11 protein-coding genes are annotated in these 14,006 nt (G+C 37.1%); 1 reads left to right on the forward strand and 10 read right to left on the reverse strand.

Annotation, left to right across the window (positions count from 1 at the left end; translation table 11 throughout):
* Positions 1–85 precede the first annotated feature (85 nt).
* Positions 86–928 carry an isoaspartyl peptidase/L-asparaginase gene (locus OMO38_RS10505; protein ID WP_264750134.1) on the reverse strand — a complete coding sequence of 281 codons (843 nt, stop codon included), beginning with the start codon at positions 926–928 and terminating at the stop codon, positions 86–88.
* Between the two features lie 100 nt (positions 929–1,028).
* The gene (locus OMO38_RS10510) at positions 1,029–1,913 is read right to left on the reverse strand and encodes a cyanophycinase (protein ID WP_047444224.1); all 885 of its coding nucleotides are present in this window, start codon (positions 1,911–1,913) and stop codon (positions 1,029–1,031) included.
* Between the two features lie 197 nt (positions 1,914–2,110).
* Here OMO38_RS10510 and cphA point away from each other — a divergent pair, with 197 nt between their 5' ends.
* A complete protein-coding gene (gene cphA / locus OMO38_RS10515; RefSeq protein ID WP_264750135.1) occupies positions 2,111–4,738 on the forward strand; it encodes a cyanophycin synthetase in 2,628 nt (875 codons plus the stop codon).
* 72 nt (positions 4,739–4,810) lie between these two features.
* Here cphA and OMO38_RS10520 read toward each other — a convergent pair whose 3' ends face one another.
* From OMO38_RS10520 to OMO38_RS10555, 8 genes are all read right to left on the reverse strand, one after another.
* On the reverse strand, positions 4,811–5,992 hold the full coding sequence (locus tag OMO38_RS10520; protein WP_264750136.1) for an ATP-grasp domain-containing protein: 1,182 nt from the start codon (positions 5,990–5,992) through the stop codon (positions 4,811–4,813).
* Positions 5,993–6,103: 111 nt separating this feature from the next.
* A complete protein-coding gene (locus OMO38_RS10525; protein ID WP_264750137.1) occupies positions 6,104–6,937 on the reverse strand; it encodes a type 1 glutamine amidotransferase in 834 nt (277 codons plus the stop codon).
* 33 nt (positions 6,938–6,970) lie between these two features.
* On the reverse strand, positions 6,971–8,092 hold the full coding sequence (locus OMO38_RS10530) for a carboxylate-amine ligase (protein WP_264750138.1): 1,122 nt from the start codon (positions 8,090–8,092) through the stop codon (positions 6,971–6,973).
* Positions 8,093–8,116: 24 nt separating this feature from the next.
* Positions 8,117–9,070, reverse strand: coding sequence for an ATP-grasp domain-containing protein (locus OMO38_RS10535; RefSeq protein ID WP_264750139.1), 954 nt, complete (start codon positions 9,068–9,070; stop codon positions 8,117–8,119).
* A 48-nt stretch (positions 9,071–9,118) separates the two neighbouring features.
* The gene (locus tag OMO38_RS10540; RefSeq protein WP_264750140.1) at positions 9,119–9,832 is read right to left on the reverse strand and encodes an alpha/beta fold hydrolase; all 714 of its coding nucleotides are present in this window, start codon (positions 9,830–9,832) and stop codon (positions 9,119–9,121) included.
* 139 nt (positions 9,833–9,971) lie between these two features.
* Positions 9,972–11,183, reverse strand: a complete 1,212-nt coding sequence (locus tag OMO38_RS10545) for an ATP-grasp domain-containing protein (protein ID WP_264750141.1) — start codon at positions 11,181–11,183, stop codon at positions 9,972–9,974.
* Between the two features lie 140 nt (positions 11,184–11,323).
* A complete protein-coding gene (locus tag OMO38_RS10550; protein WP_264750142.1) occupies positions 11,324–12,739 on the reverse strand; it encodes a M17 family metallopeptidase in 1,416 nt (471 codons plus the stop codon).
* 6 nt (positions 12,740–12,745) lie between these two features.
* The gene (locus tag OMO38_RS10555) at positions 12,746–13,867 is read right to left on the reverse strand and encodes an alpha/beta hydrolase (RefSeq protein ID WP_264750143.1); all 1,122 of its coding nucleotides are present in this window, start codon (positions 13,865–13,867) and stop codon (positions 12,746–12,748) included.
* Positions 13,868–14,006 lie beyond the last annotated feature (139 nt).

Consider the following 14,006-nt stretch of genomic DNA (forward strand, 5'->3'; position numbering starts at 1 on the left):
TAAAAGTTATATTAAATTGTTATACAACTAACTATGTAAAATACGTGCCAAAAAATATATGGGATTAATAAATAAATGTTAAAATTTAATTAAAGATTTCAAAATTTTCTCCATCATAACTTGCAAAAACCATAGTTGGATACGAGTCCTGATGATAGAAATTACCGTCTTTATCTATAGCGATTGCACCGGCAAAGCCATCAATGGTTTTTAGTTCTGCAAATGTTTTATCAAAAGCTTGCTGAAGATTCATTCCGTCTGTGACTCTTGTAACGATTTTAGTAGATGTGGCATTGCTCACGATATCTTCTCCGACTCCGGTGCAGCTAACGGCACAAAATTCATTGGCGTAATTTCCCGCAACAGTTGCTGAGTCTGAAATTCTTCCCGGAATCTCAAAACCTTTTCCTCCAGTGGATGTGGCAACTGCTAATTTTCCATCTTTATCCAGAGCAACACAGCCCACAGTACCTTTTCCGCCACTATTTAATTTGGCTTCATATTCTTTTCTTCTCTGAGGAATTTCTGTTGAAAAGTTTTCAAAACCATGTTCAGACGCATATCTTTTCGCACCACTTCCGCCTAAGACACGGTCATCTTCCTTCATTAAATCCTTCGCCACGAAAATCGGATTTTTTACATCCTGAATATTAATTACACCACTCATTTTTTGAGTCGCCCCATCCATTATGGCAGCACTCATTCTGATGATTCCGTCGCTTTGAATTTGCGAACCCATGCCCGCATTATAAAGTTCATCGTCTTCCAAAAGTGAAACGGCGTAAGCAACTGTTTCAAAAGCAGAATGATTTTCTAAATACTCATATGCTTTTTCGGCAATATTCTTTAAAGAGTTTTGCTTTGCAACTTTCACCTCATGGCTTTGGTCACTTTCAGAGAAAAAACCTCCGTGGATGATGATTTTCATACTATATAATTGATGGTTGAGAAATATGATTGATCAGAGATAGTTGAGGATGGATAATAAAACTAAAATCATTTATCACTCATCAATTATCATTCATGATTTATGTTTGCGGAATCGGGTTAAACTGAGAATTTTCTATTGTTAATTTTCTCGTCGTCAAATCGTAGTGGTCATTCATAGACATGACATGTACGGTAAGATTGTCAATGGAGATAGGCTCACCTAAATTGATATTCGTAAGGTTGGTATCTTTAATAAATCTTCCGTCCACAATAATCACAAGCCCTGAACCAACAGCGGTCATGGTATCATTATGAATGAAAAGCCCGGTATCTTCCCCCAAACCTATTCCTAAAGTTCTGGGATTGTTAACGACGGCCTGAAAAAGTCTTCCGATTCTACCTCTCTGTACAAAGTGGGTATCAACAATCACATTGTCGATTAATCCAAGACCTTGTGTGGTTTTTATTTCACCTTTTAACAGTGCTTCAGAACTGCTTCCCTGATAGATCATGTTCTCAGAGGCGGCAGCTGCTCCTGCAGAGGTTCCGGAGTAGATAAAATCCTGCTCCATATATTTCAGTAATATAGTATCGTGAAATCTCGTTCCACCAAGAATTGATGTTAACCTCAATTGGTCACCACCGGTAAACATTACAACGTCAGCAGCATTTGCTCTGGCTACAATAGCGTCAGAGTTTGCTTCTTCACGGTTGTGAATATCAAGAATGTTAACATTTTTAGCTCCTAAAAATTCAAAAGCTTTTTTATATTCGGCACCTACAATTTGAGGAATCTGGGATGCTGTAGTGATTACTTCAATGATTGAATTTTCCTTATTCTTAGATTCAGTAATGATTTTTCTTAAAATTCCCCTTTCAAAAAAGTTAAGATTTTTTTCAATGTTCTGATCGTAATCGGTTTCAGAGAAACTGCCTTTATTAACAGCTCCACCGATAATAATTAATTTTCCAACAGGTTTCATAGCTGGCAAAGTTAGAAAATTATTAGCTGGTGACGAAATTATGAGGGTCTTTTAACGTATTTGCTTTGATTATAAATTGATTACAAAATTTAAACTTTTTTAATAAATCTTTAATTAGACTGTGGTTTTTTTTAAGCTTTTACATTATCTTTGATTTTAAAAGATATTTTTATTAATATAAATTACGTCACTAAAATATGAAAATTGAGAAAATACAAGCTTTAAGGGGTCCTAATATTTGGAGTATTAGAAGGAAGAAGCTGATACAGATGCGTTTGGATCTTGAAGAGTTGGAAAATTTTCCTACCAATAAAATTGAAGGCTTCCGTGAAAGGATAGAAAAGCTGATTCCGTCACTTATCACTCATCGTTGTTCTGAAGGTACTCATGGTGGTTTTTTTCACCGTGTTGAAACCGGAACCTGGATGGGTCACGTCATTGAGCACATCGCTTTAGAAATTCAAACTCTTGCGGGTATGGAATGTGGATTCGGAAGAACCCGCGAAACAAAATCTCCCGGTATTTACAACGTAGTATTTGATTACATCGAAGAAAATACAGGGATTTACGCTGCTGAACAGGCCGTAGAAATTGCGCATGCATTAATCAACGGAGACGAATATGACATTAACGCCTGCATTCAGAGACTGAAAGAAATCAGAGAGCGTGTACGTCTGGGCCCTTCCACCGGAAGTATTGTGGAAGAAGCAGTTTCCAGAAAAATCCCATGGATCAGATTGGGAACAAATTCTCTGGTACAGTTGGGATATGGTGTAAATCAGCAGAGATTTCAGGCTACAATCACAGGAAATACAAGCTCAATAGCTGTAGATATTGCCTGTAATAAAGAGCTGACGAAAAGAATGTTGCATGATGCAGCCATTCCTGTACCTATTGGTGACTTAGTTACCGATGAAGAGCAGTTGGACAGTGTCATCAGAAAAATTGAATATCCGGTGGTCATTAAACCATTGGACGGGAATCACGGAAAAGGATCTTCAATTAATGTAAATGACTGGGAGGCTGCGAAAGTTGGTTTGGAGCACGCTCAGAAATATTCAAACAAAGTAATTGTTGAGAAATATATTACGGGTTACGACTTTAGAGTTTTGGTCATTAATAATAAAATGGTTGCAGCTGCCAGACGTGTTCCTGCGCATGTAGTGGGCGATGGCGAAATGAATCTGCAACAGTTGAGAGACAAAGAAAATCAAGATCCAAGAAGAGGTTACGGGCATGAAAATGTGCTTACCGAAATCGCTGTAGATAAAGATACTTCCGAATTACTTGAAAAACTTCATTATACTTTAGAAACAGTTCCTCAGAAAGGAGAAGTTGTTTATCTGAAATCAACTGCCAATCTTTCAACCGGTGGAACTTCTATAGATGTTACTGATATGGTACATCCTGAAAACATCACCATGGCCGAAAGGATTTCTAAAATCATAGGCTTAGATGTCTGCGGAATTGATATTATGGCAGAAAATCTTACCCAGCCTTTAAAGGAAAGTGGCGGAGCGATCATTGAAGTGAATGCAGCGCCGGGTTTCAGAATGCACTTGGCACCAAGTGAAGGTCTTCCGAGAAACGTTGCGGCTCCGGTGGTTGATATGTTGTATCCTCAGGGTAAACCTTTCACCATTCCAATTATTGCGGTGACGGGAACCAATGGTAAAACGACTACGACAAGATTAATCTCACATATTGTTAAAAATAACGGATACAGAGTAGGTTTCACCACTTCAGACGGAATTTACATTCAGAATACGATGCTGACAAAAGGAGATACTACAGGTCCGATTTCAGCTGAATTTATCTTAAAAGATCCAACCGTAGAATTTGCAGTTTTGGAGACAGCAAGAGGCGGAATTTTACGTTCAGGTTTAGGCTTTGGACAGTGTGATATCGGAGTGCTGACCAATATTAAAGAAGACCATTTAGGATTAAATGATATTCACAATCTGAAAGATTTAACCAAAGTAAAAAGGGTAGTTCTTGACAGCGTAAAGAAAAACGGATGGAGCGTTTTGAACGCAATGGATGAATATTCTATGCGTATCATCAATGACCTGCCGAGCAACGTGGCTATTTTCAGCTTAGATGAGAATAATGAACACATTAAAAAGTTTGCGAAGGAAGGACGAATTACTTGTGTCTTTGAAGAAGGTTTTGTGACCATCAAAAAAGGCGACTGGAAAATCAGAATCGGAAAAGTGAAAGACTTCCCGATTACGATGGAAGGTAAGGCGAAATTCATGATCGATAACGTGTTGGCTGCAAGTTTGGCCTGTTACCTTTACGGTTTCGGAATCGAGGATATTTCAAATTCACTTCGTACTTTTATTCCAAGTGCTCAGTTGACTCCTGGAAGACTGAATGTATTTAATTTCAAAAACTTTAAAGTTCTTATTGATTTTGCACACAATCCTGCAGGATATGAAGCAATCGAAGATTATCTTAAAAATGTAGAGTCTACCAAAAAAATCGGGATTATTTCCGGTGTGGGAGACCGTCGCGATGAAGATATCAGATTATGCGGAAAAATAGCGGGAAGAATGTTTGATCATATCATTATCAGAAATGAAAAACATCTCAGAGGCAGAACTGAGGAAGAGATCAACGGATTAATCATTGATGGAATGCAGGATTCCGGAAGAGATGTAAGCTATGAGACGATTCCAAAAGAAATTGATGCGCTGAAACATGCAATGGGAATGGCTGAAGAAGGTACTTTCATTACTGCTTTGAGTGATGTAATTTCCAATGCCATTGATTTAGTGCAGGAATATCAGGCAAGAGAATTGCTGGAAGATGGTAAGATCTAAATCGATTATTACAAACAACATACATAAAACAAAACCTCAGAAATTTCTGAGGTTTTGTTTTTAGTTATTATTTCAGTCAGCAAAAAATGCATTAGAACTTCCAATCCAGATGGCATCTTTTTTATTAAAATCTACATTCACCATCGCAGCTTTTGTCATTCTTCCTAGATTTTCAAGCAAGATTGGGCGCTCATCCTGTTCTCTCCAGATATAAAGCAAACGGATTTCTGCCTTTGAAAAGTCTCCGTTGATATCTTCAAAAACCGGTTCGTAGGTTACTTTTCTCTGCAAAATATAGTTTTCCTTGTCTTCAATGGCCTCAGTAATTTCTTTTGTTGGATTTAAATTAACTCCGCTTCCAGCAAATGAAAATAACGGTTTTAGTACAAAATTTTCAAGGTTTTCACTTTCCGGAAAGTCATGTAGGAAATAACTTTTCGGAACAAACTGATGTTTCAACATCGGCAATAGGAATTTTGAAATTTTAAAAAACCAGTTGGGATGCGTGATCCATTTTACATCTGCCTCCTCACGGAAATCAAATTCTAGCTGAAGATCCGGAATTCGGTCTAATTCATCAAAGATAACACGATTGTAAATTCTGTTAATCTGAATTTTTTGTACATCATTTTCGTAAAATAGTTTTTTACCCTCTTTTTTTACTTTGGTCAGGCAAACCGTTTTTATTCCCAGTAATTTTTCTGTTAAAGCAAAATCGATTGCTGTTTTTTGCTTTTCAGGATATATTTCCAGTAAGATAACATTTTCAGGATTTTCATCACCAACAATTAATTCCCGGATATAATTCTGAAATTCGTCCTGTGGCATTTTACTTTTAATTTCTTCCAAAAAATGGTACATCTCAGAAAAAGTATCCTCAAACACTTTCTGAAAAGCGTACAGAGAAGGGAAGGCCTGTAGCTCGATGAGTTGAGGTTCTATTTCTCCGTTTTCACTTCTGCAGATTCCAAAATCGATGGTGAAAAAGTGAGGTTTTGCTGTATCATTCGGAACTTTACAGTTTTCCGGGATTGCTTTTTCTAAGGTTCCTTCCGGTAAAGCTTTGATCTGGTCGATAATGCTTTCACTGGCGTCAATGAGTTTATTTTTAAATTCATGAGTAAGAAACATCGGACTTTCAGAAAGTCTGAAAGCAGGCAATAATCCGCTTTTTACCTTTAAAATTTGTTGAAACTTTTCATATTTTTCCTGGCTGAATTCCTGATTAAACTGTTTTCTGTATTTTGGAATCATATTCTTTTTCTTTGTGATTTTAAAAAATCGAGCGGTTATGCTCGATTTTTCAGTGTTATTTTAACATTTGATCGAATAGCAAAAAGCAAAAAGCCAACTAACAGAAGCTGTTTACGCCATCGCTTCAATTTCTTTCAAGATGTTTTTTTTTGCTAACCTTAAAAACCTCGGCAAAATCTGAGCCTGTGTCAGCATAATCTTATCTTCATCATCCATTCTGTCTACCGTTTCAAGGTATTTTTCCATTCCGAAATTTTCAATCATCGCTTCTTTATTTTTCTCGTCCTTCAGATTTTCAATCATCCCTGCCGGATTGGCTTCCGGATGAAATTGTGTTCCGAAAATCTCATCAGAAAAACGGATCGCCATTACTGCTCTCTCCAAATTAATATGAGGACGGAATTTTTCAATCGCAACGATTTTCATTCCCAGTTCTTCAAAACGATCTGCATTCGGCTCGATAAACTGATATGCTCTGGAATCTACAGCATAGAAAGGTTCAGGTAAATTCTTAAGTAAAAATTCCTGCTCACCTTCTTCAGTTTTATGAATAGGCATAACCCCGAAAGAATACGACTTTCTTTTGCATATATTTCCCAAATTCCAGTGGATACTCGCCAACTGGAAAGAATGACAAATTAAAAATAAATATTTTTTCGCCTCGTTTTCCTGATTGTGCTGATACACTGAGTCTAAAAACTGAGCAAATTTATCTTCCCACTCAAAACCTTCACGATGCGGATTTCCCGGACCACCAGATGAAATGAAGATGTCAAAATCTTCTATATTCGGAATTTCATTTTTAAAACGGACATCAAAAACTTCGATGCTGATGTTCTCTTCAGACTGCTGCTTAAAGGCTTCAGAAATTTCTTTAATATTTTTAAATCCCTGGTTTGCATGATTATTATTCATGTCGAGCAAAGCAATTCTTACATCTCTCATAACTTCATATTTTATGCAAAGTTATTAAAAATATTATGAAGCTGTTTCACCGTGCGTAATGCCATATTCGGTCTCAGAGATCATGTAATCAACGACTTTCTTCAAATCTCCGGTCTCTTTGTAGACCGCAAGCTGACGGTCTGCGCCAGTTCCGTTTTCCAAAATCTTCCATGCATATTCCACTTCTTTTCTGCATCCTAAATCGTCTACAACATCATCAATAAATTCAAGAAGTTCTTTAAGCAAATCCGGATAAGGAACAGATTCTTCCTTCCCAAAATCGATTAGCTGAGAATGAATTCCATCTCTTGACGCACGCCATTTATTTTCATTCAGCAATAATCTTCTGTAGCTTCTGAAACTTAAATTCTGCTGATGCAGCTTGTAAATTTTAGCCACTAAACTTTGCATAATTGCAGCCAGGCAAACTGTTTCTTCAATTCTTAACGGCATATCGCAAATTCTGAACTCAATGGTAGGGTAGAATGGGTGAACACGCAAATCCCACCAGATTTTCTTAGCATTATCAATGGTTCCTGTTTTCACCAAAAGATCAACATAACTGTCGAATTCTGCCAAAGAATTGAAATAACTCGGAATTCCTGTTCTTGGGAATTTTACGAAAATTTCCTGTCTGTAAGATCTGAAACCTGTATTTCTTCCAATCCAAAACGGGGAATTTACTGAAAGTGCATAAACGTGCGGCAGAAAATAACGCATCACATTCTGAATTCTCACTCCTTCTTCACGGTTCGGAATCCCAATGTGTACATGCAGACCAAAAATCAGGTTTCCACGGGCAACATCACCCATATCATCTACAATTTTGTTGTAACGTTCACCGTTGGTAATCGTGTTGTGCTCCCAGTTAGAGAAGGGATGTGTTCCTCCACCGGAAACACGAAGTCCCTGCTCATGCGCTGTTTTGATGAGATGCCTTCTCAGATTCGTCAATTCTGCCTGAGCTTCCTGAATATTTTGGCAGATTCCGGTTTCCATTTCAATCATGGATTCGTGCATTTCGTGTTTTAAGTTTTCACTCAAAACAGCCTTTCCACCTTCGATGATCTTTGAAACATGCGAAACCAAATCTCTGCTTTCTAAATCGATGATCTGATATTCTTCTTCAATACCAATTGTAAACTGATGATGCATTTTTAATTTGTGTTTTGTATGGTTTTATTTTACTGAATCTTTCACAAAAGTTCCCCAAGAGATATTCTGTTTTCCAGGAACGTATTCTTTTGCTTTTTCGATTGCCAATTTTGCTGAATGCTCTACAATCCATGCAAAGTTTTCTTCACCTACAGAGTTTCTGTCAGCGTCAGGTGCAGGATTACAGAAGTCAATAGCATAAGGAATTCCGTCTCTTACGGCAAATTCTACCGTGTTGAAATCATATCCTAATGCTTCGTTCATTTTGATAGTATAATCATGAATTACTTTTAACAGTTTTTCTAAATCTTTACCTTCAGTCTGATGCGTAGTCGCATATCTCAAATGGTGTGGATTTCTCGGCTCGTACGGCATAATGTGAACATATTTTTTACCCAGACAGTACACTCTGTAATAATCCTGAAATACAATTTCTTCCTGAACCATCATGACCAGCTGCTCAGTTTCAGATAATTTATCCCAAAGATCTTCAGGGCTTTCTACTCGGTAAACGCTTTTCCAGCCACCACCGTCGTGAGGTTTCATGTAAGCCGGAAAACCAACATAATTGAAAATATAGTCCCAGTCATGAGGGAATTTCAGGTTTCTGAATGATGTTTCTGAAGTGTCGGTAGGTCTTTCGTATGAAGGCAATAAAACTGTATTCGGTAATGGAATTCCTAATTTAGACATTAAAGCATTGTTGAAAAACTTTTCGTCAGCGCTCCACCAGAATGGATTGTTAATCACATAAGTTCCGTTCAGTGCTGCATTTTTTAAGTACGCTCTGTAAAAAGGAACATCCTGAGAAATTCTGTCGATAATAACGGCATAACCGTAATCTGCACCCTGCTCCAATTTATCAATCGTTACTGCTTCAGCCACGATTTCCCCTTTTCCTAATTCATTCACTTTGTCGATAAATGCCCAAGGAAACGTGTCTTCCATTCCGAATAAAATTCCTACTTTTTTTGCCATAATTTGTCTTTTTAATGATTTACTATTAATATTTGAATTGTTTAAATTTTAAGAAAAAAATGTTCCGATAAAGGTTGGGAAAGCCATTCTCCACAACGGCCAGTCGTGGTTGATCCACCTTTTTTCATCATACCAGAAGTCGATACCTTTCGCACGGAGAATGTTGGCCATCTCTATGTTTTTATCTTTGCAGATATCTTCGTCTGAAGTACTTAGAACAATGTGCATGTGTTTATACTTCCAAGCTTCATCATTTTTTACAAACTCTCTCGGACAGTTGAAATAAACCAGCTCGTCCGAAATCCCGTCCATAAAATTTCTTATACTGAATGCTCCGGAAAGAGAGAATAGGTGAGAAACCACATCGGGAAATCTGAACGCGAAATTTGCGGCGTGATATCCTCCAAAACTTGCTCCTGCAACAGCTACACGGTGCGTACCATGAAGTTTCTGAATATAAGGTACAAACTCCTGAATCAGAAACTGCACATATTTTTCGTAATTTCTAATTCTCTGGTGTGCTGAAATGCTTTCATCGTAAAAGCTCCAGGCATCGATTGTCTGAATGTTATATAGTTTTACTTTTCCCTGCTCAACAAACCAATTGATGCTGCTGTTCAGATGAAAATCGTGATTTTGCGTGTACTGTCCTTGCGAAGTAGGAAACATAATGATCGGATAACCGAAATGTCCTGTAATTTCCAACTTAAGGCTTATTCCTAATATATGTGAGTAATAATCTGTGTGTTCTATATGTGGCATGTACTATAGATTTTTAGTTTTTTTTGTGTTTAATTTTCAGATCGAATGATTTTTAAAGTAATTACTGCCCAAGCTCCAAATTAATCCATATTAAATTAATAAGTGTTTGGATTTCAGTTAATTTAATAATAAGTAATCGTTACGCAGTCGGTTTTTCTTTAGGTGGAATAATATTGAGAAGATGCGCATGTATTTTTTCTGCAGCACGATCTAATCTTTCTACAACTTTTTCAGAATCTTTTGATTTGTAAACTATTCCTACATGATAATCGATGGGAAGAAATTTTACGACTTCTTCGCATTCAAACTGATCGTAATCAGGTTCTTTATCTTTGATTAAAGCAACGATTAATCCTGAATAATAACCTGTTGGTTTAGAAACTTCATAGTTTTTACCTCTTAAAAGGGCATCTTCAATTTTCGCCCATTCACGCCAGATATTGATATTGCTGGAAGCCTCCACTAAATCAGGAATGTGTGCACCGCCAACACGTGACGATGTTTCCAGGAAATACCATTTTCCATCTTCTTTTCCACGGATAAATTCTGTGTGAGTGGCACCGTTGAGTAAGCCGAAATTCATCAAAACTTTCGTATTGGCCTCATCTAATGCTTTAAATTCTTCTGAATATCTACCTAAAGTTTTGGTTCTGAAAACTCCGCCTTCATGGGAAACTTCCATGGGTGGAGCCAAATATTTTGAGGCAGAGGTGAAAACAATCTCTTTATTGAAGGTTAAACTGTCTACATGATAAACATCGCCCGGTTTGAAGCTTTCTAAAAGAAATAAATGACGCTCTTCACCCAGTTTCTCCAAGGCATCCCAAAGTTCTTCTTTGGTTTTGAGTTTTTTTATTCCAGATGCAGAAGCTTCCGATCGGGGTTTCAGAACCCATGGAGCAGGAACTTTATTCGTGAAAGTGTCTACTTCATGATCATTAAATACAGCGGTGAACTCAGGAACATTGATACCTGAATCTTTAGCTTTCTGGCGCATGGCCAGTTTATCTCTGAAATAACGGTGTGTAGTCTGTCCCATCCCGGGAATACGGAATGTTTCGCGAATCAGTGCTGCCTTTTCTACATCGTAATCATCCAATGCAATAACAGCATCAACTTTCCGTGTTTTCATCAAATGTGAAAATCCCTGAACAAGATGATCCAGATTCCAGACAGAAGGTTTCACTTCGGGCATGTAGAAAACCTCGCTGATGGCATCCCACGGCCAATTTTTCTCTTTGAGGTTTTCAGATGTTACTAAAATTACTTTATTGCCGAGTTTCTTCATCTCGTCCATAAAATCGTAACCTTTGTAATAGCACGAAATGCATACAATAGTTTTCTCCTCCATATAATGTTTTTTAAAATTTGGTGAATATTCAAAAATAAAAGCTATTTTTTGTTGATGTTTTAATGATGAAAATCAACAATCAATGCGTATTTGAAAATCACTAATCAATTATACAGAGAAATTTTGAAATAAACTAATTTTTAGTGATAATTTTCAATTAAATCGGCTAATAATTGCACACCATAACCCGTTGCTGCCTTGTCTTTAGCATATCCTACATTGCCAAACGCCACGCCGGCAATATCTAGGTGCGCCCAGTTCGGATGTCCTTCAATAAATTCTTCCAAAAATTTTGCGGCAACAATGCAGTCTCCGATAGGTTTCATTGAGATATTTTTAAAGTCTGCAACATCAGATTTAAAATCATCTTTCCAAATATCCCAAAGCGGCAAATTCCAGACTCTCTGGTTGGTTTTATCTCCGGTTTTTGTCAAAAGATTTTTTAATACATCATTATTAGAAAACATCGCTCCACAAGTGTCTCCAAACATACGCACAGAGCTTCCTGTGAGCGTTGCCAGATCAATTAAAACATCAGTTTTGTAGTTTTTCGCCATATAAGAAAGTCCGTCTGCTAGAGTCATTCTGCCTTCTGCGTCAGTGTTTAGTACTTCTATTGTTTTTCCGTTGTAGGCGGTAATTACATCGCTCGGTAGATAGGCATTTTCTGAAACGGCATTGTCAGTAATGGGCAATATTGCAACAATATTTACAGGCAACTGCATTTGCGATGCGTAAATCATTGCGCCAATCACTGCTGTTGCACCTCCCATATCAGATTTCATGTAATGCATATTGTCTGATCCCTTAATAGAAATTCCGCCAGTATCAAAAAGGACACATTTACCTATCAGGCCAAAGGTTTTGGCATTTTTTACCGTTGTTTTATATTCTAGAATAGTAAAAGCTGCATCGTAGGCGCTTCCCTGGTTTACAGAAAGAAAAGCGCCCAAACCTAATTCCTCACATTTTTTTCTGTTGAAAACCGTATACTTAAGTTGATTTTTTTTAGCTAAATTTTTAAGATAAGTACTGACGGCTTCTGGTCTTTTAAAATTCGCTGGTTTGTTCAGCCAGTCCTGACATGCGGTTTGTCCTTCGCAAAGTGCATCTGCTCTGCTGGAAATGACGTCTAATTTTTTCTGGCTTAAATTGCCGAAATGCAGTTCAAATTTTTCGTTCCAGAACGAATGATTTTTTTCAAACGGATAATTGTAAGTTCCCAGTAATAGTCCTTTTACAAATTCCTCAAACTGTTTTTCATTAATAAAATCAGCCAGAATCAGCGTATGAACTTCCTGAAAGTTTTTTTTCTGACCCTGAGAAAATTTTACGGCAACCTGTTGAAATTCGAAATTCTGCAGATCAGATTTCCCAAATCCGATGAAGTAAGTAATCGATTCCTCCTTTGCATCGATAAACACCTCATTTTTCTTTCCCGAAAACAGAATTGCTATATTTTTATTGTAATTTTTTTTATTCTCCTGCCACGATTCCTCTGTGAATAATTCGAAGATCTGTGCGTAATTTTTATTTCTTTTATTTACTAATTTCATAATGCTTTAGTTTTCTATGGTGTCCTGATGTGGCGTTACTTCTACCGGATTTTCTGTGTTGTTGTAAAAAAGCCATTCAATCGCTCTCGGGAATTCCTGTGACCAGTAAAACTCGCTGTGAGAGCCCTCAGGGTTGATGTTGGTTTTAAATTCAAAATCAAAAAGGTTTTTCTTTTCCCATCTTTTCAGATAATTTTCAAAAACCTGAATCCTTTTCACCATTTTTGAACCTTCCTGCTCACCTCCATATAGGTAAATTTTAGTTTTAAAAGGTACTCTGAAACTCATCATCGGGAAGTTGTTATTCGGTTCTACCCAAAGTGATGGAGAAAAAATTAACAATTTAGAATACACTTCGGGATACAGAAATCCGCTGTAAATGCTGATCAATGCTCCTAAAGAGCTTCCGCCGATTCCTGTGTTTTCACGGTCTTTTCTGGTTCGGTAATGTTCATCTACAAATGGCTTTAAAGTGTCGGTAATAAATCGAATGTATTTTTTACCCTCTGAACCGTTTGCCACATTATCGTTATCAAAAATATATTCTTTAATTCTTTCTTCACTTCCATGTTCAATGGCAATAATGATAACATCGCCACGACCGTATTCTGCAAGAATGGAAAGTTTTTTATCAATCTCCCAATTGCCGTACGGACTTCCTTCATTGAATAAATTCTGGGCATCCTGAAGGTAAAGAACAGGATATTTTTTATCTGAAACATAATAGTCGTAGGGAAGAAGTGCCCAGACTTTACGGTGTCTCTCAAGCTGAGGAATATAAAATTCTTCTGAAATAATCTCTACAATTGGGAAAAATTCCTGCTTAAAAGGTCCCCAATTGAATCTCCACTTTTCTACAGTGTGCGAAAATGCGCTTTCTGATTTCTGAACTTTTTTGTTGGGGGTAATGCTTCCGTATTTGTCGAGTTCTACGTTTTCCCAGCCTCCCTTGGTAAATTTAAATTCAATAATATCTGGTAAAAATTCATCGAATATTTCGATATAATAATTGTTGGGATCGATCTGTGCAAGCTGAAAACGGGGATCTTTAGGATTCCAGCTGTTGAAGTTACCGGTTATAAATATAGGTCTTTCATCTGCCTCCTCGGTGTAAAGTGTAAACTTCATATTTGTGTTTAAAAAATAGGTAATTCGATTAAACCCATAAAAGTATAAAAAATCTTTTTATATAAGTTGGTTAAAATTAATAAAAAACTGAGTTTAACACAGGAAAAATTTATATATTTGATAGTGATCGCAACTTGCA

Source organism: Chryseobacterium kimseyorum (assembly GCF_025971945.1).
Taxonomy (GTDB): Bacteria; Bacteroidota; Bacteroidia; order Flavobacteriales; family Weeksellaceae; genus Chryseobacterium; species Chryseobacterium kimseyorum.